Annotated in this window: 24 protein-coding genes; 1 reads left to right on the forward strand and 23 read right to left on the reverse strand. The window is 31.2% G+C overall.

The genetic code is table 11. The annotated features are described in order from the left end of the window. Window positions 1-51 precede the first annotated feature (51 nt). Window positions 52-1,239, forward strand: a complete 1,188-nt coding sequence (locus C3E89_RS10995; protein ID WP_236912988.1) for a coenzyme F420-0:L-glutamate ligase — start codon at window positions 52-54, stop codon at window positions 1,237-1,239. Window positions 1,240-1,267: 28 nt separating this feature from the next. Here C3E89_RS10995 and C3E89_RS11000 read toward each other — a convergent pair whose 3' ends face one another. The 23 genes from C3E89_RS11000 to C3E89_RS11110 all read right to left on the reverse strand — a co-directional run bounded on the left by C3E89_RS11000 (window position 1,268) and on the right by C3E89_RS11110 (window position 22,917). Further along, window positions 1,268-3,649 (reverse strand): Lon protease family protein, encoded by a 2,382-nt coding sequence (locus tag C3E89_RS11000; RefSeq protein WP_236912989.1) that lies wholly within the window; start codon window positions 3,647-3,649, stop codon window positions 1,268-1,270. A gap of 176 nt (window positions 3,650-3,825) precedes the next feature. After that, window positions 3,826-4,263 (reverse strand): protease complex subunit PrcB family protein, encoded by a 438-nt coding sequence (locus C3E89_RS11005; RefSeq protein ID WP_236912990.1) that lies wholly within the window; start codon window positions 4,261-4,263, stop codon window positions 3,826-3,828. A gap of 120 nt (window positions 4,264-4,383) precedes the next feature. Beyond that, window positions 4,384-5,319 carry a transketolase family protein gene (locus tag C3E89_RS11010; protein WP_236912991.1) on the reverse strand — a complete coding sequence of 312 codons (936 nt, stop codon included), beginning with the start codon at window positions 5,317-5,319 and terminating at the stop codon, window positions 4,384-4,386. Further along, entirely contained in the window at window positions 5,312-6,139 is an 828-nt protein-coding gene (locus C3E89_RS11015) for a transketolase (protein WP_236912992.1), read from the reverse strand. Before C3E89_RS11015 ends, C3E89_RS11010 begins: the two co-directional genes overlap by 8 nt. A gap of 14 nt (window positions 6,140-6,153) precedes the next feature. Beyond that, on the reverse strand, window positions 6,154-7,008 hold the full coding sequence (locus C3E89_RS11020; protein ID WP_236912993.1) for a YitT family protein: 855 nt from the start codon (window positions 7,006-7,008) through the stop codon (window positions 6,154-6,156). A gap of 14 nt (window positions 7,009-7,022) precedes the next feature. Next, window positions 7,023-7,778 (reverse strand): WecB/TagA/CpsF family glycosyltransferase, encoded by a 756-nt coding sequence (locus tag C3E89_RS11025; protein WP_236912994.1) that lies wholly within the window; start codon window positions 7,776-7,778, stop codon window positions 7,023-7,025. A gap of 8 nt (window positions 7,779-7,786) precedes the next feature. Further along, complete coding sequence (gene csaB / locus C3E89_RS11030) at window positions 7,787-8,890, reverse strand: polysaccharide pyruvyl transferase CsaB (RefSeq protein ID WP_236912995.1); 1,104 nt, start codon at window positions 8,888-8,890, stop codon at window positions 7,787-7,789. A gap of 14 nt (window positions 8,891-8,904) precedes the next feature. Then, window positions 8,905-10,236 carry an O-antigen ligase family protein gene (locus tag C3E89_RS13455; protein ID WP_236912998.1) on the reverse strand — a complete coding sequence of 444 codons (1,332 nt, stop codon included), beginning with the start codon at window positions 10,234-10,236 and terminating at the stop codon, window positions 8,905-8,907. Then, entirely contained in the window at window positions 10,227-10,781 is a 555-nt protein-coding gene (locus C3E89_RS11040; protein WP_236913001.1) for a hypothetical protein, read from the reverse strand. Before C3E89_RS11040 ends, C3E89_RS13455 begins: the two co-directional genes overlap by 10 nt. A 19-nt stretch (window positions 10,782-10,800) precedes the next feature. Continuing rightward, entirely contained in the window at window positions 10,801-11,286 is a 486-nt protein-coding gene (locus tag C3E89_RS11045; protein ID WP_236913003.1) for a DUF4330 domain-containing protein, read from the reverse strand. Between the two features lie 5 nt (window positions 11,287-11,291). Then, window positions 11,292-12,416, reverse strand: a complete 1,125-nt coding sequence (locus C3E89_RS11050) for a glycosyltransferase family 4 protein (protein WP_236913005.1) — start codon at window positions 12,414-12,416, stop codon at window positions 11,292-11,294. A 78-nt stretch (window positions 12,417-12,494) separates the two neighbouring features. Continuing rightward, a complete protein-coding gene (locus C3E89_RS11055; RefSeq protein WP_236913006.1) occupies window positions 12,495-13,442 on the reverse strand; it encodes a PIG-L deacetylase family protein in 948 nt (315 codons plus the stop codon). 27 nt (window positions 13,443-13,469) lie between these two features. Further along, window positions 13,470-13,952 (reverse strand): hypothetical protein, encoded by a 483-nt coding sequence (locus C3E89_RS11060; protein ID WP_236913007.1) that lies wholly within the window; start codon window positions 13,950-13,952, stop codon window positions 13,470-13,472. A 27-nt stretch (window positions 13,953-13,979) separates the two neighbouring features. Continuing rightward, complete coding sequence (locus C3E89_RS11065; RefSeq protein WP_236913008.1) at window positions 13,980-14,756, reverse strand: GNAT family N-acetyltransferase; 777 nt, start codon at window positions 14,754-14,756, stop codon at window positions 13,980-13,982. 112 nt (window positions 14,757-14,868) lie between these two features. Continuing rightward, entirely contained in the window at window positions 14,869-15,219 is a 351-nt protein-coding gene (locus C3E89_RS11070; RefSeq protein WP_005587027.1) for a type II toxin-antitoxin system PemK/MazF family toxin, read from the reverse strand. Then, complete coding sequence (locus C3E89_RS11075) at window positions 15,216-15,497, reverse strand: CopG family ribbon-helix-helix protein (protein WP_236913009.1); 282 nt, start codon at window positions 15,495-15,497, stop codon at window positions 15,216-15,218. The genes C3E89_RS11070 and C3E89_RS11075 overlap by 4 nt, the downstream gene beginning before the upstream one ends. 129 nt (window positions 15,498-15,626) lie before the next feature. Further along, window positions 15,627-16,802 (reverse strand): alanine racemase, encoded by a 1,176-nt coding sequence (gene alr / locus C3E89_RS11080; protein ID WP_236913010.1) that lies wholly within the window; start codon window positions 16,800-16,802, stop codon window positions 15,627-15,629. 145 nt (window positions 16,803-16,947) lie between these two features. Then, on the reverse strand, window positions 16,948-18,207 hold the full coding sequence (locus C3E89_RS11085; RefSeq protein ID WP_236913011.1) for an NAD(P)H-hydrate dehydratase: 1,260 nt from the start codon (window positions 18,205-18,207) through the stop codon (window positions 16,948-16,950). 12 nt (window positions 18,208-18,219) lie between these two features. After that, window positions 18,220-18,822 (reverse strand): hypothetical protein, encoded by a 603-nt coding sequence (locus C3E89_RS11090; RefSeq protein WP_236913012.1) that lies wholly within the window; start codon window positions 18,820-18,822, stop codon window positions 18,220-18,222. A 123-nt stretch (window positions 18,823-18,945) separates the two neighbouring features. After that, complete coding sequence (locus tag C3E89_RS11095; protein ID WP_236913013.1) at window positions 18,946-20,235, reverse strand: amidohydrolase; 1,290 nt, start codon at window positions 20,233-20,235, stop codon at window positions 18,946-18,948. 12 nt (window positions 20,236-20,247) lie between these two features. Continuing rightward, window positions 20,248-20,667, reverse strand: a complete 420-nt coding sequence (locus C3E89_RS11100; RefSeq protein WP_236913014.1) for a DUF1893 domain-containing protein — start codon at window positions 20,665-20,667, stop codon at window positions 20,248-20,250. A 1-nt stretch (window position 20,668) separates the two neighbouring features. Then, window positions 20,669-22,042: an MATE family efflux transporter gene (locus C3E89_RS11105; RefSeq protein ID WP_236913015.1), complete on the reverse strand. Its 1,374-nt coding sequence runs from the start codon at window positions 22,040-22,042 to the stop codon at window positions 20,669-20,671. 77 nt (window positions 22,043-22,119) lie between these two features. Then, window positions 22,120-22,917 (reverse strand): M55 family metallopeptidase, encoded by a 798-nt coding sequence (locus C3E89_RS11110; protein ID WP_236913016.1) that lies wholly within the window; start codon window positions 22,915-22,917, stop codon window positions 22,120-22,122. Window positions 22,918-22,982 lie beyond the last annotated feature (65 nt).

Here is a 22,982-nt window from a genome sequence, read left to right on the forward strand (position 1 = left end):
ATAGGTATTGTAGGTATTGGCGGTGAAATTTATTTTTTAGGAGGAATTTAAATGATAAGAACTGTTGGAACTACAGTAAGAGGTATAAGAGCTCCTATAGTAAAAGAAGGAGACAACCTAGTAGACATTGTTGTGGATTCCGTATTAAAAGCATCAGAACATGAAAACTTTTATATTAATGATAGAGATATAATTGGAATAACAGAATCACTAGTTGCAAGGGCACAGGGTAATTATGCTACATCTGAAGATATTGCCCAAGATATCAATAAAAAATTCCCTGGGGATATAGGAATTGTATTTCCTATACTTAGTAGAAATAGATTCTCTATTATTCTAAAAGGTATAGCTTTGACTGGTAAGAAAATATATTTATTACTTAATTATCCTTCTGATGAAGTGGGAAATAGATTAATGGATATAGATAAAATGCATAATCTGAAAATAAATCCCTATACCGATACTTTAAGTGAAGATGAATATAGAAAGCTATTTGGAAACAATGTTTGCCATCCATTTACAGGAATAGATTATGTACAATTATATAAGGATTTAACCGTTAATAATGATGTTGAAATTTACCTTTCTAATGATCCTACTTTAGTTTTAAAATATACAAAAGACGTTTTAGTTGCAAATATTCATGATAGAAATAGAACTAAGCAGATTTTAAAAAAAGCAGGTGCACATAAGGTTGTCGGATTAGATGATCTGCTAACAGAACCTATAAATAGTAGGGGATATAACCCAGAATATGGCTTATTAGGCTCTAATTTAGCCACGGAAACTAAGATTAAACTATTCCCAAGGGATAGTAAATACTATGTAGATGAAATTCAAAAAAAGATTAAGGAAAAGACGGGTAAATTAGTAGAAGTGATGGTTTATGGAGATGGGGCTTTTAAAGATCCTGTAGGTAAGATCTGGGAGTTAGCTGATCCAATAGTATCTCCAGGTTATACCTCTGGTCTAGAGGGTACCCCTAATGAAATCAAATTAAAATATCTAGCTGATACAGAGTTAAAAAATCTTGAAGGGGAAGAAGCAATTGAGGCAATTAAGGAAAAAATAAACAGTAAAGATGCAGACCTAAAAGCCCATGCAGAATCTTTAGGGACAACTCCTAGGAGATTAACAGATTTATTGGGAAGTTTATGTGACTTAACAAGTGGTAGTGGAGATAAAGGTACTCCTATAGTACTTATTCAAGGCTATTTTGATAATTTTGCAACAGAATAAGTCATTAAGGCAGACACGTAGGTCTGCCTTATTCATATTCTTTACTTGCGTCAGAATAATATTTTAGCTTCTTCTGTACAAGATAATTGATAGTACCCTTCTCATATTGACCTTTATCATTTATTTTCCCAGCTTTTATTCCAGTTAATATCTCAATACCCTCATCTATGGTTTTCACTCCAAATATTTTGAATTTCCCTAATTTAACAGCGTCTATGACTTCGTCTTCTAGCATTAAATTTTCAATATTTTGATATGGTATAATTACCCCTTCATTTCCTGTCAATCCTTTTAGCTTGCAAGTCTTATAAAATCCTTCAATCTTTTCATTTACTCCTCCTATAGGCTGAATCTTACCTTTTTGATTTACAGAGCCCGTAACTGCAATAGACTGTTTAATTGGTTTGTCTGCCAAGCTAGACAATAAAGCGTATAGTTCAGTGCTAGAAGCACTATCTCCATCTATGCCAGTATAAGATTGTTCAAAGGTGATACTAGCTGTTAAAGATAGAGGAAAATCTTTAGCATATCTCTCTCCTAAATACCCACCCAGTATAAGAACTCCTTTATCGTATATACTTCCAGACTGTTCTACTTCCCTTTCTATATTAATTATACCTTCTTTTCCTAAAAAGGTATTTACAGTTATTTTACTAGGCCTTCCAAATATATATTGACCTGAATCGATAACGGACAGCCCATTGATTTCTCCAATCTTTTCTCCTTCTGTATCTATCATTATTATATCTTCTTTTATTAACTCCATAAGTTTCTCCTCATAAGTGTTGTTTCTATAATTTTTCTTATAAATTGCAATATCTATATCTTCTTTAGTGACTACATCTCTTTTTTTCATGTCTGCCCATAGATCAGCTTCATATATTATTTCTACTAATTCATTAAACTTTGCAGTTAACTTATTTTGATTTTCTGCTTTACGACTACTCCATTCTATTAAGGCAGCTAAAGCTTCCTTGTCAAAAGGTTTTAAACCCTCCTCCTTACACTGGTAAGCTACAAATGAACCTATTTTTCTAATATTTTCTTCACTTTTGTCCATTTCTATATCGAAATCTGCTCTTATTTTAAATAGTTTCCTAAAATCATCATCATAATTAAATAATAATTGGTATAAATAATAATCTCCAACAATAACTACTTTTATATCTAGAGGGATAGGTTCTGGACGCAATGTCTCTGATATTACATTTAATCCCGTAATATTTTCTATCCTTATTTCTTCTGTAGTTATAGCTCTTTTTAATCCTTCCCAAGCATGACTGCTTTGTAAAATATCTTTTGCTTGTATTATAATATATCCACCATTTGCTTCATGTAAAGATCCAGGTCTAATCTTCATATGGTCTGTTTTTAATACTCCTAATTCATTTACATATTCCATCTTACCAAAAAGATTATGATAAGTTGGGTTCATCTCTCTAATAACGGGAGCTTTAACTTTTCCATTGTTGTCCATAAAGAGATTTACTTGGTATCTTTTCATAAAATCTTCTATCTTATCTCTTTGCAAAAGGAAACCATCCAAATTATTCTTTTTATCTTTATTCAAAAACATATCATAATTTTTTACTATATCTTCCTTCATATCATTTAAATACTCACATATCTTATCATTATCTTCATACTTCTCTATAAAAACGTTAATATGGTTATTTAATACTTGGAGAACATTTTTCTCCTTTAATTTTTTAATTTCTTCTATCAGATTATTCTCTATATCTTTTACTCTTTTCACATAATCGAAAGCTTTTTGATTTAATTCATTAGAGGTCTTTATCAATTCTTCTATTTCTTCTTGAGATAGACTATCCAATTCTTCATCGGTCATTGGTCTACCTTCCTTAAGTGGTATACTTAATATACCCCTTTCAGTTTGTTTAAATATAAAGCTATATCGCTTTGCCAGATGATTTAGCTCATTTAGCACTTGCTGTGCTTTGTTTTGATGAGTTGTATATATTAAATTTTTATTGTTTTCATATTCCTTTGAGCTCAAAGTTTTGGGAATTTCTATTCCTATATCTTTTATAATTTTTTCTACATCTCTTTTAAACATTTTTCCCTGTCCACTATCCATACTTATAGCTTTTGGGAACTGAGGCTTTTTAAAATTGAATACATAACACCAATCTTTCGGTGCTTTCTTTTTAGCAGAAAATTCTTTTGCTACTAGATAAGAATAACTATTCCTGCCTGTTCCTGTCAATCCTGAAACATATATATTATATCCTTTTTTCCTAATCGAAAGTCCATATTTTAAAGCTTCCATAGCCCTATCTTGTCCTATCAATTCTCTATAAGCTGGTAAATCTTCAGTGGTACTGCACTCAAATAAATTGGGATTACATCTTTTCTTTAGTTTTTCTAAAGGAACTACATACTTTATCATAATATTTCACCCCTATCTATTTTATTTATATATACCCTGTTTTTAACGGTAAAAATTATATTATCTATATGTGAATATATATTTAGTATATAATTAAATTAAATTTTGTTTACAAATCCACTTGATTAAAACAAAAGACGCCTGATAGGCGTCCTTCCTGATAGAAGTTGATTATATCATTCTTCATACTCTACTTCTAATCTAATGCTCTCTGGCATCTTATTTAAATTTGTTTTTACTATTGTAAAAGGATAAGAAAAACCTTGGGCTACAATGTCGTTAGTATCTGGATCTTTAAACTTAGCATAAACTACTAAATCGAAATCATCCTTAGTTCTTTGTTCCATCATTATTTTGTCCACATCTACCTTATACCCACCAGTCTGTTTTTCTCCCCTAGTTACTAATACATATATTTCATCATTCAGTCTACAGGTTAGAGCTCTTTCTTCAGCCAGATATTTAGGAAGTATTTCTTTTATTTTCTCAGGAATCTCAGATGATTCTAACACTTTGTATTTCACCTTTTGATCACCCTTATCTAAAAATTTTGGAACGAAAAGGATTGCTAGTATCAATATTATTATTCCAATGGCTATATAAGTTTTTTTCAAATCCACCCCTCCCTATAAAGGTATCTCTTATATTATCCTATTCTAGGAAGTATAGGTTTATGTATTTATGAAAAAAATAGCACCAAAATATGCTGGTGCTATATTATATTACCTAATTTTCTATTTTGCCAATACTGTTTTTGCCTTTTCAATTATATTACTAATGTTTAATCCATACTTTTCTAAAAGAAGATTTCCATCTCCCGATTCTCCAAAGGTATCCATTGTACCGATTCTTTCCAAATAGGTAGGCTTATTTTCAACTAATACTTCTGCTACTGCACTGCCTAATCCTCCGATTATACTATGCTCCTCTATGGTTACTATTCCCTTTGTTTCATTAGCTGCTTTGATTAGTATATCCTTATCTATTGGTTTGATAGTAGATATATTAATAACTCTAGCTGAAATACCTTCCTTCTCTAATTCTTCTGCTGCAATTAACGCTTTTTTGACCATTATTCCAGTGGCTATTAAAGTAACATCCTTGCCTTTTCTTAATTCTATTCCTTTACCTATTTCAAACTTATAGCTTTCATCAAATAATACTGGTACCTTGCTTCTTCCTAGTCTAATATATACAGGACCATTATATTCTGCAGCCTTATATATACATTGCTTAGTTTCTACAGCATCTGCAGGGTTTAATACTACCATATTAGGTAAACTTCTCATAATACTTAAGTCTTCAAGGGCTTGATGAGTAGCTCCATCTTCTCCAACGGATAAGCCAGCATGAGTAGCTGCTATCTTAACATTTAATTTAGGATAGCATACGGAATTCCTTATAATTTCAAAGGCCCTTCCCGATGCAAAAACTGCAAAGGTACTAGCAAAAGGTATTTTACCAGAAGTTGCTAATCCAGCAGCCGTGGCAACTAAGTTCTGTTCTGCTATTCCTACATTGATAAACCTATCGGGATAAGCTTTCTTAAAAATTCCAGTCTTAGTTGAACCAGATAAATCTGCATCTAATACAACAATATCTTTATTTATTCCGCCTAATTCCTTAAGAGCTTCACCATATGCATCTCTAGTTGCTATCATATTAGTCATTAATGCCACCTCCTAGTTCATCTATTGCTTTCAAAGCTTCTTCTTCATTGGGTGCCTTGCCATGCCAGCCTACTTGATCTTCCATAAAAGATACCCCTTTGCCCTTTATGGTTTTAGCAATAATAATTGATGGTTTCCCCTTAGTATTTTTAGCTTCATCTAAAGCTTCAAATATTTCTTTAAAGGAATGACCATCTATTTTAATCACATGCCAACCAAAAGATTTAAATTTTTCATCTATCGGTTCAATATTCATAACTTCTTTATTAGTTCCATCAATTTGCAATCCATTATTATCCAAGAATACAGTTAGATTATCTAATTGATAATGACCTGCTAACATAGCTGCTTCCCAGATAATTCCTTCTTGAGATTCTCCATCCCCTATTAATGCATATACCCTATAGTCTTTTTTGTCTATCTTTCCTGCTAAGGCCATACCATTGGCTGCTGCCAATCCTTGTCCCAAAGATCCAGTAGTCATATCTACGCCAGGAGTACCTTTCATATCTGGATGCCCTTGTAGCATAGAATCAATTTTCCTTAACTTCATTAATTCTTCTTTAGGAAAATAACCCTTTTCTGCCAAAGCTGCATAAAGCACAGGAGCAGCATGACCTTTAGATAACACAAACCTATCCCTATCTTCCCAATTTGGATTATTAGGATCAATCTCCATTTCCTTAAAATAAAGAGCTGCAAGTATTTCACATGCAGACAAAGAACCACCGGGATGACCTGATTTGGATTCTTTGAGCATATTGATTATATTGACCCTCATATTGCTTGCTACGGTTTCTAACTCTTTGTAATTGTCCATTTTCATACCTCCTATTAACTTTTAATTTCTTCAAATCCTTCTCCTAATACTTCTGACATTTCAGTAACCATAATAAAAGCATCCTTATCAATATCATAGACTATATCCTTTGTCTTAGCAAACTGGGACCGATTCACCACGCAAAGAAGTACGTCTTTTTCTTCTTTAGTATACATACCTATACCTTTAAACAAAGTAACTCCCCTATCTAAGTCTTCCATAATCTTTTTGCTTATCTCTTCTGGTTTGCTGGTTATAATAAGAAATCCCTTCAAATACCCAATTCCTTCTAGTATTAAATCTATAACTTTAATCGTTATAAACAAAGATATAACAGAGTAAAGGGAAGTTTCAACCTTCTTATCTACAATGCCTGCAAAGGCAACTACTACAACATCTATAGCCATCATAAAAGTTGATAAACTTAATGATGGAAATAATTTATTGAGTATGGAACCAGCTAAATCTGTACCACCCGTTGTTCCACCAAATTTAAAAACTATACCTAAGCCTATCCCCGATACCAATCCACCGAATATAGAAGATAGTAGTAAATCTGGAGTTACTGCTTGAATGGGAATTATCTTTAAAAACAGAGATAATAATGCAGTAGCATATAGGGTTTTCCATCCAAAATTCTTACCTAGAATAATCATTCCAATTATAAATAAGGGAATATTTATAGCTAAATTGGTCAAATAAACTGGAATCCCTGTAATCTTTTTTAATACAATTGCAAAACCAGTTACTCCTCCTGGAGCAATAGTATTTGGCTCTAAAAAGAAGGTTAACCCAATTGCTAATAAAAACACACCTACACCTAGTCCTACTAAGGACAATAAAGTTTTATACCATTTTTCCTTTTCCATAAAAACCTCCTACCTTATTGGATTACATCTTTAGAAAATAATATATATAGCATAAATTTAGGTAAAACCATCTGTCGTTTAATACGTGATGGTTCCTTAATTAATCTATATAGCCACTCTAATCCAAGTTTTTGGAAGAATTCTGGGGCTCGTTTAGAATCTCCAGATAATATATCCATTGTACCTCCATTTCCTATTATAACCTTTCCATCAAGTCTATTTTTGTTTTTAGCTATCCAAATCTCTTGTTTTGGAAATCCTAGCCCAACAAATATAATATCTGGTTTAGCTCCATTAATTCTATGTATTAAATTTAATTCATCTTCGTGATCTTCATATCCAATATGACTACCTTTAAAATATCCATGATGATAGCCTGTAATCTTAATATTTGGATATTCTTTTAAGATATTCTCTGCTGCTCTTTTAGCAACACCATCTTTTCCCCCTAATAAAAATAGCCTATAACCTTTCTTATTAGCAATTTCTAATAATTTTATTGAAAGATCAAATCCAGTTACCCTTTCTTTTAAGGGCTTTTTCTTAATTCTAGATCCATAAATCAGTCCAATGCCATCTGGAATGATTAAATCATTTTGATTAATAATTTCCTTTAAGTTATTATCGTCTTTAGCTGCCATAACAATTTCAGTATTAGGCGTACATATGGTTTTTAAGCTATCTCCATTCAAAAATTTTTCAACAATTTCTGTTGCTCCATCTATGGTTACATTATCTATCTTTACTCCAAAGATATTTACATTTTTCAAGATACCACCTACCTTTTTAAAAGGTCTAATGCCATATTGACATTTTTCAATGCTTCTTGTCTCATCTTTATATCTAGCTCTTTTAGTCCGTTTTTTAATTCCGCCCTATTCTTCCATACATAGTCAATATTAGAAATAAGGTGGTCATATTGTAAATTCTCCACCGAACACATATGCCCCATATCTATTGATTTCAAAAATCCCTCAATCTTAGGGTCATATACAATACCTACCATTGGCACATTTTGAGTAGCTGCATATATTAAAGAATGAAGTCTCATGGCAACTATTATCTCTAATCTTCTTATTATACCCATAATGTCTTCTACATTATATTTGTTAGAAATAATATAACAATTTTGACTAGAAACTCCTTCTAAAATATTTTTGCTAATAGATAAATCTTCCGGATAGTGCATTGGAATTAATATTACATTGACCTTATACTTTTCGATAATATGATCTATAGCCTTAGCTACAATAGGAATCAGGTTATCTTCATTGATCCAGTTTCGTACTGAAATACCTACCAAAGGTCTTTCCCAGGGTATTCCTTCCTTAGTTAAAATATCATCTATTACCCTTTCCTTACTGGGCTCTAGAGTAAATACTGGGTCAGCTGTTACAAAGATATTTCTATTTTCAACTCCCAAACCTTCTAGAAAAGTTTTTGAGTCTTCATCCCTTAGTGTAATTAAATCTACTTTATTAAGAGTTTTTCTAGTCAAAATTCGGTTTAATTTTTTATTAATAGGCCCTATACCATTAGCATATACCATAATAGGTTTATCAAATCCCTTTGCCAATTTCATTAAAGTTAAATAATATAGTAAAGAACGGGTACTAGTTATATCCTGTAGAAGGCTCCCACCTCCGCTAATAAATAGATCGCATTCTTTAATCGCTTTAATTACATCCTTCATCTTAAACCTGTTAACGGCCTTTATTCCGTAGACTTTTTCGGTAAAAATAGGGTTATTAGATAAAACTGCAATTTCTATGGAATTATCCTTTTCATTTATATCCTTTACTATGGCCTTTAATATAGCATCGTCGCCGCTATTATCGAAGCCATAGTATCCAGAAATAAGAATTCTTTTGTTTATACCCATAAGTATTCTCCTTTTTAACTAGTCTCTGGAAGTTTATCTGAAATTCTTATCAATGTTAGTAATAGAGCAACAAGTATCCAGAAAGTAGTAATTATTCTAGGTATATATAATATGTTTTCCACCGCTCCATGGGCTAATACAGCGGCTAATCCTGATAAGACCCCTATTGCCATGGTCTTGATATAATTATCTTTTCCCTTAACCAATTTCTTAATAGAGTATTTAAATAAAACAAATATAAAGATTGTAAAAATTATGAAACCTAATATTCCCATTTCCGCCATAGTCTCTAAATAGGTATTATGTGCATGGTAAGTAGGCATTGTTCTAATATATGTCTCAAAAGTTGCCTTAAAAGGAAGATGCCCAAATCCTACCCCTACCAGCCAATTATCCTTTATTATATCTAGCGTTATCTTCCACATTCTTAACCTATAAGAGTTAGATGAATCAGCAAAATTTACAATACTTGCTATCCGATTTAAAATAGTTGACGGTAAAAAATAGATTGCTCCTATTCCTAAAGGAATAATAGATAAAAGTAGCCTTTTTTCAATTAATAATACAAATACAAACATTCCAAAGGCAAATCCAACCCAACCGCCTCTAGACAAAGTCAGCACTAATGCTAATATAAGAATCAAACTAGAAATTAAAAATATGGCCTTTTTATGGATCTTCTTAGAAAACCAAAATAATGATAAAGATATTGGTATTAGCATTATCAAATACTCAGCAAATATATTTGGATTCCCAAAAACGGAATAAATTCTCGTTTTTACATCTGGATTGTTTGTTGTATCTACCCATTTGTCTTCTATTTCTACTCCAACCTTATACTGATAAAAACCATAGGCAGCTACCAATACTGCTGAAATAACTAAAATAACTATAAGTATATTGAAATCCCTTTTAGTGTCTATATTGTTTACTATTACAAATAAAAATCCTATAGATGTAAGATGAATAGCTAAGTCTCTAAAGCTACCAGAAGGATCAATGGATGTAATAGTTGAAATAATAATGATCCCTACATAAAATATTATATGCATATCTATTGGCTGCTTAGTTAAAGGATTTGATTTCTTAAATAGCGCCTTATATAGATATACTCCAACCATAAAAATCATAAATAATAAGTTTAACATATCTGGCATAAAAGGAAATATAAACACTCCTGCATATATTCCAATCCTTATATCGTATAAAATAAGGACTATTCCTATTAACCCCAATAATATAATTGCAAAATAGTTTAAAGGTAACCTATGGTATACCATGGAAAATATTATACCTAATCCTATGGGGAGAAGTATTGCTTTCCTCTTTATAGATTCTACCACCACTGATCCACTCCCTCATCTATAGTAAATATGCTTTTTACTAATTTAAAAGTATAGCTTCCCTCTAAAAGACTATTATAGTCATCTTTAATCCTCAATCCCATTAAAGAAATTAATATTAAAGCTATGGAGATAATATAGGAACGCCCAAAGTAATATCCTCTAATTAGGTTATTGCCTATAATTCCCATACCAAAAGCTATAAAGAATATATAAAATGTACTTTGGAGTTGTACCTCGTCATAAAAAAGATTATAGATACTAGTATATATAAAGCTTCCATGATTTGTTTTCTTTATTCCTTTCCTTAACCCTCTAAAAATTTTGGTTACTAGATCTAAGACCTGACAATATACCTTATAAAGTAAACTTTCTACTAGTAAACTCCTATTAGATCTAAATAGACCAATAGTTAAAGAACCTTTGGATAGAAACTCTATACATTTTGTTAACCTACCATTAAATTTCTTTAATAGACTATATTCATAACCTCTTTGTAAAACATGCCAAATGCCTACCAAAAATCGTACTACTACACTATTATACATAGAACCACTCCTAGTTCCTTTATTCTACTTCAACTCCAAGTACTGTACTCATAACCGCTACATTTCTATTTTTCAACCTAAATTGTGCACCTATTCGAATTTGTTCTCCACCCGCTATTACTACATCAGGATTTTCCTTTACATCTGCTTCAACCGTCATGGTGACCACATATTTCTCAGGAACTTCTGCCAATACCCATCTTCCATCTCCACTTTCAACAGGTTCTTTATAAGGCTCTACTTTTTTTTCTACTATTTCACCAAGCAATTGTCCCTTGTCATAATGGTATAATGGGTCTCCTATTACTATCCCATCTACGGTGGCCATCCTTACTTCAGAAACTTCTACAGTTATTAATGCTTTTTTAGTCTCTGCAGTTGCAACAGGGCTTTTTTTCATACGTTTAACTCCTCCAACAACTAATAGAGCAACTATCAATATTACAGCCAAATCGATTATGTTAATGACTCCAAATAATTTTCCCTTTTCATTTACTATCTTCATTCTTTCTACCTCCTATGTTGAATAATTTGATTGTAAATTTCACAATGTTCTTCTGCCATCTTTCGAGAAGAAAAGTTTTTCTCAACACTGTTTAATAAGTTTTCTCCCATAGTTTTTATCACTTCCCTATTTTCCATGAGATAGTCCAATTTATTTGCTAAAGCATCACTGTCACCAACATCAATGAGCCAACCATTGTAACCATCTTTGATCAACCGATTAATTCCACCTACATTTGTGCTAATAGTCATCTTTTTAAGTTTTGAGCCTTCTAAAATAACATAGGGAAAACTTTCGCTAATGGAAGTCAACACATTTATATCTATAGCATTAAAAAATGAATATTGATCATTCACAAATCCTAAAAAATAAACATAATCCTCAATTCCCATATCCCTTACTAAAGACTTAATCCTTCTTTCATCATTCCCTGTTCCAGCAATTAAAAATATAATATCCTTCCTTTTTTGAAGGATTTTATATGCAGCCTTAATAAAGGTTTCATGATCTTTCACTAAATCAATTCTTGCTATTATACCAACAATTACTTTATCTTTCCCATCAATATTATATCGATTTAAAAAATCTTCCTTGCTGATATAATCAATATCAGATTCTAAATCAATACCATTATAAACCGTAAATATCTTTTCCTCTTTAAACCCTCTATTCACTAGCATCTGTTTAAAAGTATCTGAAATGGCTATATAATAATCAAATCCTTTTAAGGCTATCGAATTAATAGGTGTATAGACTATTCTCTTATAGAAATTATCCCTAAAATCCAGCTTATAATCGCTATGTATAGTCGTAATCATCGATTTTTTTATCCTTGTTCTAAGCAACATGGCTATAAAATTAGCTCTAGCACCATGACAATGGATTATATCATAACCTTCTTTATCTATTTCAGTTATTAACCTACTAATAACCGACATATCTGTTCTTTTCTTCTGCTGAAATACCTCAATATTAATTCCCGCTTCTATAGCCTCATGATAAAATGTATCCTTTATAAAACATATAACCTTTGCATCTATTAATTTATTTAATTGTTTTACCAATGAAATAATATGAGTTTTGGCTCCGCCTGTATCTCCGCCACTAATTAAATGAAGTACCTTCATCATAAAATAGCCCTAATTAAGAGCTTCCTCCTTCCCTTTAGAAGCAAATTAAACCCCCAATATTATAACACAAATTATTGCTCATATTGTATATAATTTATTATCTGATAATTTTTTTGATAATATAGAATCAATCTTTCGACTATATTCTTCTTTTAAAATCCTATTAGTCCTAAAAGATAAAAGTAGATTGTATTCACTGCTTACTTGTCTAAAATACTCAGGTTTAAATCCTTCTTTTTTTAACATATCTTCCATATAAGATAAATATTTGAAATTTGTTTTTACAAAAACCTCTGCTCCAAATCCCTCTTTAAGAATTAATCTTTTTCTCCTATCTAATAATCTAAAGACCTCAAATCCCATTGCCCATTGGGAGGTGAAAACCTTGTATATCTCACCTTTATTATTGTATAGACATTCATCCATTATACTTAAGCTATTTATCAATAAAGGCATTATTGGACAATTTACTTCATACATATAGATTTTATCAAAATTTCTATTCCATACTTTTAAAGCCTTTAAAAGGGCTTTTGTTGTCTCTACATGATCCTTATGACCATCTATTAAAAAAGGAGTATATATAATTGTGGGTTTCTCTTCTTCTAATATATCTATAATTTTTTCTATTAATTCTTCTTTAGAAGAATCTAGTTGTCCATCTAATTCATCTAGAAAATATAAATTATCAAATCCATATACTTCCTTTACCTTTTTCCCCTCTTTTTCCCTTTTGTTAACTAGTTCTACCCTACTTAAATCGCTTGTACTACCGCCTCCATCCGTTAAGTATGCTAATGCCATTTTATTACCTACCTTTTTATGCTTCAATAAGGTGCCGCCTAATCCAATAGTTTCATCGTCTACATGGGGAGATAATACTAAAACCTTCTCTCCTGTAGCAATCATAGCATCTATTTCAATATTATCTCTTTTAGGGCTTTTTTTATAAAAATAATAGCTATATATTCTGTTAACCAATTTTAAAGGGTATTTAAGGATTAATTTTGCCAAATTCTTAACCATAAACTCACATCCTCTATCTAAGTTTTACTATCTTATCTCATATCCCCCTTTAACTAAAAAAACAGAATCATTAATGGCATAAACTCCTCTCCCATCACCCCTAGGAACTATTAACAAATGATTAATAGGCACTTCTTCATCCTTTTTTAAATCTTTTCCAACTGTTAAATCTGATAATCCATCTTTTCCCAAGGCTACTATTTTTGCTCTTCCAGGTCCGTTTCCCGTTCCACCTCTTAATATAATCTCTGTCCCATCTTTCCCAATAATAGATTGACCAGCTAGTATTTGAACTACTTCAAAACTATTAGATAAATTATTATTCTCTCCAACAGCAGACAATTTTTCATCTATATAATATTTTAATTGGTCAATTCTTTTTTCTAAATAGCTTAAGGATACTAAGGGATCCTTTTCCGAACCTGGTTCCGAAAAAACAATTCTACTACCAAGAATAATAGATGCTGCACCTAAAACCAATATAGTCTTTTTAAACTTACTATTTTTCATTTGATTTTCCTCCCTATTAAATCTATTTTAAAAATAATCCGCCTTGTATTCAGGAATATAAATTTTATCTGTCCCTTCAATCCCATTATTAAATGAAACCACAGTCCCTCGATTATTAAATATTTTATAAATAATGGTTTCTTTAGTAGTATAGCTAAATAGAATTGGAAAGTCTACTTTAATAAAATAATCATTGTATTCATTATTAAATCTACCTAGAACATAATAGATATTCCGTCCTCTATTAAAAAGTAGATAAGATTCCCCGTTTTTTTGATAATAGTAATATTTTTTAATTGGAGATTTTGTAAATCTCCAAACTAAATAATTATCATCAATATAATCCGTTTCATCTTTTAGCTTTGACTTACTTAATACCGGCTTTAAATAAGAATATTTATTTATTCTCCAACCTAGCTTTAGATTCCCAGGCAAAGAGTTTTCATTTGGGAAATTATAAATAAAAGCACCCTTAGTTTTTTCTAAAGCTAACTTACTAGATTTTGTAAATATGCCTTTTCCCCTATGACTCTTCAAAACAGCAGTATCACAAGGTTGATAGGACAAATGATCTTCTATGTCATTTCTCCAAAAAGCTCTTATTCCTATTAGCTGACCTTCATCATAAGCTAGAACTATATATGAATCTCCATAAATATTATCAATATACTTCCAATTAAACCACTCTAAACTATAATTGGTATGAAAAACTGTGTTAAATAGATCTACGAATTCCTGTTTTTCTTTTTCTATAAACTCACCACTTAACTTACATATATAAGTTATATCTACCTTGTCTCGCAAGTCCAAACACCCACTTTCAAAATACTATATCTTCTTCATTTGATTATACTATAATTTGCTTACCTTTTAAAGAAATTAAAAAAATAAGCATATCTAACTCAATGCTTATTTTTTACAAGTCTATTAATCCCAAGCTTATTTTTAAACAATCATCTACCTTTTCCATCATTTCATCATTAAATCTACCTATTTTTTCCCGTAGTCTTTTTTTATCTATAGTTCTTACCTGTTCTAATAAGACTACAGAATCTTTAGGAAGTCCATACTCTGGAGCACTAATTTCTACATGTGTAGGTAGTTTTGCTTTATTAATTTGGGAAGTAATAGCCGCTACAATAATAGTAGGGCTATACTTGTTACCTATATCATTTTGAATAACAAGAACAGGCCTTACGCCTCCTTGCTCTGAGCCAACGACAGGGCTCAGGTCAGCATAAAAAACATCTCCTCTTTTTACGTTCACATTTTTTCACACCCAGTAAGCTTTGTTTCATATATATTTAATTCTACCATATCCTGTTCAAAACCTATTTCAGCAAGAGCTAAATTGATCTTGCTCATTTCTACATATCCATCTTTAAGTCTTTGAGAAACTTCCAACCTTCTCTTTTCACGAATATACAGCTTCATAGCTTCTTTAACAAACTCACTTCTATTTTTCTTCTCCATAGAAACAATAAAGTCCACCTCTTTTAACAAGCTATTTGGTAAGCTAACCATAATCCTTTTCGTTTCAGCCATTAAGTTTGCACCCCCAAGCAATTGTTTCCCTTAAAACTTAAAAATAAGCCCTATTAAGATAGCATATATCAATTATATATTCTTTACATTAATTGTGTCAATATGAATAAGGAATTATTCAAAATTTGGTTAGTCTATTAAATAATCTTTAATATCCATTATCTCTCCATTTTGGATATATACCCTCGGAACTCGTCTTCCCACCATACATACAATCTCATAATTAATTGTATCCAATTTATCTGCTATTTCATCAACATGAGGATATCCCTCTTTTCCATGTCCAAATAAAACTACTTCATCTCCCACATTTACATCTTCTAAACCTGTAATATCTAACATACACTGATCCATGCATATTTTACCTACAATTGGCACCCTCTTCCCTTTTAGAAATGCATCAGATTTTAAAGTTAACAATCTAGTATATCCATCAGCATAGCCTATTGGAATAGTAGCAATTATAGATTCTTTTTGCGTAACAAAAATTTGCCCATAACTAATTCCAGTACCTTGGGGAACCTTTTTAATATTGGAGATTCTAGCCTTTAAAGTCATTGCAGGTTTTAAATCTAGCTTTTCTCTATCAACTTCTTTAGAAGGATAAAATCCATATATCATAATTCCTGCCCTAACCATATCCAAATTATACTCTGGAAGATCTATTATAGCAGCACTGTTAGAAGCATGTTTAATGGGTATATAAACCCCTCTTTTCTCTAATTTTTCAACTAGCTTTATAAATCTATCATATTGGAACTTAGTGTAGGTTTTATCCTTTTCATCTGCTGTTGCAAAGTGGGTAAAGATTCCTTCGGTTTCTAAATTTGGTAGATTATAGATTTTGACTATCTCATCGATAGCTTCATCTTTAGGTAAAAACCCTAATCTCCCCATTCCACTATCAATTTTTAAATGTATAGTGCCAGTTTTGTTTAAAGAAACAGCAGCTTCAGAAAAAGTTTTAGCACTCTCATAGTCATATATAGTTTGTATTATATTGTATTTTACTACTAAAGGATATTGACTTTCGGGAGTGTATCCTAGGATGAGTAGTGGAGCATCTATATCTGCCCTTCTAAGTTCAATAGCTTCAGATAGAGTTGCTACCGCTAGTCTGTCTGCTCCATTATTTAAAAATATCTCAGCAGATTTAATAGAACCGTGACCATAAGCATTAGCCTTAACAACTGCAGTTACCAAAACCCCTTCTCTAACGTTTTTCTTCACCTCTCTCATATTATGAGCTAGATTATCTAAACTTATTTCTGCCCAAACAGGTCTAATATAATCAAAAGTATACATTCTACCACCTCTAGAATAACTTTATATTATCTTTTCCTTCTAATATATTCAACCTATAAGGGACAAAATCCTTCTTTTTCCTCTAAGATTTTTGAATATTTTTATATTTTCCACTGTAGAAACAATTCAGATTATTGTTCTATGGTTAATATTCTAGTTTCTTAAGACTATAAGGTATGTTATCTAATATATCCCCAGCAATTATTCCATATTCACCTTTATCTACCTTGGCTAAATCCCCAGCTAAACCATGGCAGTATACCCCCAATATTGATGCTTCATAGGAATCGATTCCCTGACCAATAAAACTAGTTATTATTCCAGTTAACACATCTCCACTACCTGCCGTTGCCATTCCAGAATTGCCTGTAGGATTTACATATATATCTCCTTTTGCATTAGCTACTACAGTATTAGCACCTTTTAATACCATTATTACATTATATTTATTCGATACCTGCTTAGAATATTCTATTCGTTTTTTTTGAATATCACTTATATCTACCTTTAATAGTCTTGAAAGTTCACCAGGGTGGGGGGTTATTACAATATCAGCTTTTCTATTATATAGTATATCTGGATTGTATTTTGATATGCAGTTTATGCCATCTGCATCTAATATTATTGTTTTTTTATAAGTTAATAGTATTTTGTTGACTAATTCAAACCTATCTTCATCAACGCCTATACCAGGTCCAATTGCCAACACATCCATTTCATCTATTATATTCTTTATATCATCAAATGAGTCTAGAATAAAATGACCTGTATTTCCATCTTCTACAGGTTTAATTATGGCTTCTGTTAATTTTATTGAAAGGATTCTATTCAAGCTATTTGGAATTATGGTATAAACTAACCCGCTGCCACTTCTAAGGGCTGCCATAGTAGTTAAATAGGATGCTCCTGTCATCCCTTTACTGCCAGCTATTACTCCCACCCTGCCAAAAGTTCCTTTATGAGAATTAGTTTTCCTCCTTGGCAAAATATTCCTTATGTTGTCAGGAATTTTTACATTTATTTCATCATAATTATTTTCCCCAATTACAAAAGCTATAGCATATTCCCTTTCATGAGATATGGATAATTTGATATTCTTTATACCTAGTCCTTTAGAAATTTTCATCCCTTCATTATATAGTTTCACATAGGGAGCTCCTTTATGATTATGAAGAATCTCTATGTCTTTCCAGCTTACCTTACCAATACCTGTACCTAACAATTTAGACATAGCCTCTTTGGCAGCAAAAATTCCTGATATAGTCTGAGAATTATAATTTACATCATTTATATATTCAATTTCATTTTTTGTAAAAACTCTTCCTAAAAATCTATCTCTTTTGTCCTTCAATAGCCTTTCTATTCTAGATACTTTAACTATATCTACTCCATTACCTATGAGCATAAAAATTCTCCTTTATTCAAGTATTTGTTCATCCAGTTTTTCGATTTCTTCACTACCTAATAAACCATGTAGAAAAGAATAGGTTGAATTTATCCATTCTTCATAATCATATTTTTGATTTATTAAAAATTTAATTCTTTCTCTCATACTTTCCAACTCATCAGTTACTTCTTTTAAATTTTTTTCTTTCGATTTAAGCTCTTTATATCCATAGTAGACAGTTGCTTTTAATAAATTGAAATTTACTTCTCTAATTTTAGATGGAATAGTTTCTAGTTGATAGATAATATTATCTAATTCTTCATTTATCTTTTCTATTTTTTCTTTATACTCGTCTAATAAACCAACTGATTGGATTTTATTTTCATTGTTTACTGCGTTAGATATACCTAGGATCATTTTCATAGCAAGAGTTTTTTCTTTTTGAAGGGCTTTCTCTTTTCTTTCCAATTCTCCTTGAGCTTCTACAAGTTCGGTCAATTCCTCTTTAATATTTTGAATATTTTTATTATCCACATCTCCAAATAGTTTTAGCCAATTTGGATCTTTTATCAATATTGGTATTTTATTCTTTAAAACTATATTTTCATCTAATTCTATATTTTTAAACGCCATAATATCCACTCCTCTAATTAAATTATACTACAAAACCTATCAGTATAAATAAGGTATTAGGGCTAATTTATTAAAATTTAGAGCAATGAACTAAAAATACAGTTTTAGTTCATTGCTCTAATCTTATCTATTTACTAAATCTTTAGCAACTTTTTCTGCATTATACATTATCTTTTCTACATCTAAAGTTTTTATCTCCCTTTTTTCCATTATAATTTTTCCATCTACAATTACTGTATCCACATCGGAACCCTGTACCGAATAGGCTAAAGATGAAATTATATTATGACGTGGATAAAGATGGGGTTTATCCATATCGATTAATATCATATCCGCTTTTTTCCCAATTTCAATAGACCCTATTTCCTTATCCCATAATAGAGCTTTAGCACCATTAATAGTTGCCATTTTTAATGCAGTTATAGCAGGTACAGATACGGCATCCATATTGACTGTCTTATTTACAATTGATGCTAAATGGATTTCTTCAAACATATTTAAATTATTATTACTAGATGAGCCATCAGTTCCTAAACTAACATTTACTCCAAATTTAAGCATTTCATCTATAGGAGCAAATCCGCTAGCTAGCTTAAGATTACTACTAGGATTGTTAACTGGACTTACATTGTTCTCCCTTAATATTTTTATATCCGATTCATCTACATGGACACAATGAGCAGCTATAGTGGGTAGTTTAAATAACCCTAAATCGTATACATGCTTTATAGGAGATTTTCCATAGGTTTTATAACTATCCTCTACTTCCTTTTTTGTCTCTGATAAATGAATATGAATTCCAGTATCTAACTCGTGAGCTAAGTCCATTACATCTTCTAAATAAGCAGGACTACAAGTATAAGGTGCATGAGGAGCCACCATTACCTTAATCCTTCCTTCCCCTTTGCCATACCAATTTTTATAAAGTTCTCTTGTATCATCCAATTTCTCTTTTTCTTTTCCTGATTCTTCAATAATTCCCCTTGTTAAAATCCCTCTAATTCCCGATTCTTCTAATCCTTTGCCTACCTCATCCATGAAAAAGTACATATCACAGAAAGTAGTAGTACCAGATTGGATCATCTCTACCATACTTAAAAGGGAACCCCAGTAAACATCTTCTGTTGTAAGTTTTGCCTCTATTGGCCATATTTTTTTGGTTAGCCATTCATATAATGGTAAATCATCAGCATAATTTCTCAATAATGACATACCGATATGAGTATGAGCATTTATCAATCCAGGCATAGCAACTTTGTTTTTCCCATCTATGATTCTATTTACTTTAATATCTTCTTTTAGTTCCCCAATATGTACTATTTTATCATCTTCAATATACATATTGGTATTTTCTATAACTTCATCTTTTCCATCCATAGGTAGTATAGTGATATTCTTAATAAGCAGATTCATTGGATCACTCCTTCAATATATGTTTAAAAACTCTCTTATCTTATTCAAAAGTATCTCTGGTTTTTCAGATTTAAGTGCTATCTTTTCAATAGGGCATAGATCTGTTCCATCTCTATTTTTAATATAGTCACAAATATTATCATAGTAATATACTATATTGCTTTCTTCCAATATCTCCATAGCATTGTCAGATATTAATTTACCGTATACCTCTTTTACATCTAAGCTTTTACATAATATAGCAGCCCCTCTACCTATTACCTTATCAGCTATAGAGGAATCTTTAGCTAGTTTTGTCATTTTAGTAGCTAAAGTATACATAGGCCTTATACCTTTATCATGACTTTTAAATATTAAACCACCATCTTTTACTACTGCTATAGCTAGATTTTCTTCTTCTAAATACTTTTTAGCAATTTCTATGTCTTTCATTCTATTCAGCTCCAATTAAAGATTTACTTTCATATATATCCTTCTTTTTAAATATTATTACCCCACATGAAAATCGAAATATTAAGTCTAATCCCAATGCAATCCATATAAAGGTAATGTTGGTTTTAAATATAAAGGCTCCTAACAAAGAAAGAGGTACCCTTATTAGCCATAATCCTAGCATAGCCACTATCATAGGTATTTTAGAGTAACCTGCACCTCTTAAGGCTCCATTTAATACCCCATTTATGTTTTGAGGTATTTGCACTAGACCCATTACAAACAAATACATAGCCCCTATTTTTATTATTTCAATATCATTAGTCAAAAGCCTCATAACTTGTCTTGGGAAAAATATCAATACTCCTCCAGTGAATATGGTTAAAATACTTGTCCATTTAATCAATTGGTGGATATATTTCTTCCCTTGTTCCCTGTCTTGAGAACCTATTGCATGCCCAATAAAAGTAGTAGCTGCTACCCCAAATCCTGCTGCAGGCATATAGGAAATAGCCTCTGCTTGTAACCCCAATTGATAGGCTGCATAAGCAATTTCTCCGTAAGTTAAAATAGCCTTAGTCATAAGAATTGCTGCTGCTTCCCAAAAAATGGTTTCAAAAGATGTAGGTAATCCTACTTTATATACAGGCAGAACTTCCTTCAGTTGTATACTAAAGGAAAATTCATCCCCTATTGTAGTTAATGTTCCTTCCTTCCCAAATAAAACCTCTAATCCTAGTAAAGCAGCTGTAAATTGAGCAATTAGTAAACCAAAGGCGGCCCCTTTTAAACCCATAGGTTTAATTCCAAGTTTTCCAAATATAAAAATATAGCTAAAAGTAATATTTACAAAATTCATTATTAAAGCTATCTTCATAGGAGTTTTAGCATTACCCATACCTTGCAAAGTCCCTGCTACTATTAAAACTACAGTAATAAAAGGTAGTCCCCAAGAAATAATCCTTAGATACAATACTCCATTAGCTAATAGTTCTTTACTAGGATTAAAAATTTTTAGTAGGATTTGGACATTCCAAAATAGTAGCTGTTGTAATACTATAACTAATAAAATTGAAAAAAATAAGGTCTGGGTAACAATCCTTTTTAATTTAGCATAATTATTAGCACCATGAGCTTGAGCAACAAATACAGATACTCCTGTAGATACTCCTTTAAATATAGCCCATATCATATTGAAGATAATATTACTCATTCCTAAAGCCCCAACAGCCAAAGGATTGATTCTGCCTATCATGGCCATAGAAACAATCCCTGCTGTCATCTGTAGAACATTTTCGAGGGTTATAGGAAGAATCATAGATAATATTTTTTTTCTAATTATAATGTTTTCTCTGTCTTTTATTTTTTTCTTCATCTCTTTTTCTTTCCTCTATTATTTATATTCTAATATACTAGTTTAAAATTTTATTATATAGTCAAACTTCCTATATTTTATAATAAAAATCTTGTAGCTCTAACTACTTCCATTAAATCCTTAGTTTTAAAGCTAATTTTTTTAGAATCTATTTGGTCTACTCCTGTATAGTTCATAGCCCTTAAGGCTTCTGAATGTTGATTGTATTTTATCTCCAAATTGAATTCCTTTGGTAATTCCATTTTATATAGAGAAAAATCCTTCTTTAAACTTTCTTCTACTCCTTCCTTTATGAGTTCTAAAGCCAATTGAGGGTGAATGTTTATGGTGGAGTTTCCTCTTCCTTCTTTTACAGGAATGGTAACTATATTTCTATTAAATTTCTTTACTTCATCACATAATCCTAGGTCTCCACTTAGAAATACTACTGGTACCCCTAGGTAAGTAGCTATATAGGAATGTAGAAGAAACTCTGACAAATATTCTCCATTTAGTTTAATATAATCAATCTTTGTATTCATAGTATGGGACAATGGATTAGTATTGGTCCCTCCAGCAGAATGATATCCTATAAATATTAATGCATCAAAGGTTTCATCTAATTCTTGAACCATAGAGTACATATGTCCGCTCCATCCCCTAATAAGCTTAGTATTTTTAGGTAATAGATTATGGTTTATATTTCTTCCGCTATCGTGAGCATCCTTAATCCATATTTCATCTGCCCCTGCATTGATGGCACCTTCACAAGCAGCTTTTACTTCTAATGTCATTTGATGGGCAAACTCTTTATGGTCTTCCTCTGGCTTTTCCGTTTCATCCCAATGGGTAACCCCAGTAACCCCTTCAATATCAGCACTTATATATAGTTTCATAACATAAGCCCCCTTTTTAATTCTTTATATATTCATTATAGCAGGATTTTTAAATAATATATATT

This window comes from Clostridium sp. Cult1 (assembly GCF_021655095.1).
In the GTDB taxonomy this organism is placed as follows: domain Bacteria; phylum Bacillota; class Clostridia; order Tissierellales; family Tepidimicrobiaceae; genus Schnuerera.

What these genes read in the sequence shown, in the direction of transcription:
- C3E89_RS11100 (WP_236913014.1), bottom strand. Translation starts at nt 20,667, where the DNA reads ATGAAAGACATAGAAATTGCTAAAAAGTATTTAGAAGAAGAAAATCTA.
- csaB (WP_236912995.1), bottom strand. Translation starts at nt 8,890, where the DNA reads ATGGGTATAAACAAAAGAATTCTTATTTCTGGATACTATGGCTTCGAT.
- C3E89_RS10995 (WP_236912988.1), top strand. Translation starts at nt 52, where the DNA reads ATGATAAGAACTGTTGGAACTACAGTAAGAGGTATAAGAGCTCCTATA.
- C3E89_RS11050 (WP_236913005.1), bottom strand. Translation starts at nt 12,416, where the DNA reads ATGATGAAGGTACTTCATTTAATTAGTGGCGGAGATACAGGCGGAGCC.
- C3E89_RS11060 (WP_236913007.1), bottom strand. Translation starts at nt 13,952, where the DNA reads ATGAAAAATAGTAAGTTTAAAAAGACTATATTGGTTTTAGGTGCAGCA.
- C3E89_RS11095 (WP_236913013.1), bottom strand. Translation starts at nt 20,235, where the DNA reads ATGAATCTGCTTATTAAGAATATCACTATACTACCTATGGATGGAAAA.
- C3E89_RS11045 (WP_236913003.1), bottom strand. Translation starts at nt 11,286, where the DNA reads ATGAAGATAGTAAATGAAAAGGGAAAATTATTTGGAGTCATTAACATA.
- C3E89_RS11055 (WP_236913006.1), bottom strand. Translation starts at nt 13,442, where the DNA reads ATGGTTAAGAATTTGGCAAAATTAATCCTTAAATACCCTTTAAAATTG.
- C3E89_RS11000 (WP_236912989.1), bottom strand. Translation starts at nt 3,649, where the DNA reads ATGATAAAGTATGTAGTTCCTTTAGAAAAACTAAAGAAAAGATGTAAT.
- C3E89_RS11020 (WP_236912993.1), bottom strand. Translation starts at nt 7,008, where the DNA reads ATGGAAAAGGAAAAATGGTATAAAACTTTATTGTCCTTAGTAGGACTA.
- C3E89_RS11075 (WP_236913009.1), bottom strand. Translation starts at nt 15,497, where the DNA reads ATGGCTGAAACGAAAAGGATTATGGTTAGCTTACCAAATAGCTTGTTA.
- C3E89_RS11010 (WP_236912991.1), bottom strand. Translation starts at nt 5,319, where the DNA reads ATGACTAATATGATAGCAACTAGAGATGCATATGGTGAAGCTCTTAAG.
- alr (WP_236913010.1), bottom strand. Translation starts at nt 16,802, where the DNA reads ATGTATACTTTTGATTATATTAGACCTGTTTGGGCAGAAATAAGTTTA.
- C3E89_RS11090 (WP_236913012.1), bottom strand. Translation starts at nt 18,822, where the DNA reads ATGGCGTTTAAAAATATAGAATTAGATGAAAATATAGTTTTAAAGAAT.
- C3E89_RS11015 (WP_236912992.1), bottom strand. Translation starts at nt 6,139, where the DNA reads ATGGACAATTACAAAGAGTTAGAAACCGTAGCAAGCAATATGAGGGTC.
- C3E89_RS11040 (WP_236913001.1), bottom strand. Translation starts at nt 10,781, where the DNA reads ATGTATAATAGTGTAGTAGTACGATTTTTGGTAGGCATTTGGCATGTT.
- C3E89_RS11105 (WP_236913015.1), bottom strand. Translation starts at nt 22,042, where the DNA reads ATGAAGAAAAAAATAAAAGACAGAGAAAACATTATAATTAGAAAAAAA.
- C3E89_RS11085 (WP_236913011.1), bottom strand. Translation starts at nt 18,207, where the DNA reads ATGCTCATAGGTAATGGAGTAGATATAGTTAAAGTATCTAGAATAGAA.
- C3E89_RS11110 (WP_236913016.1), bottom strand. Translation starts at nt 22,917, where the DNA reads ATGAAACTATATATAAGTGCTGATATTGAAGGGGTTACTGGGGTTACC.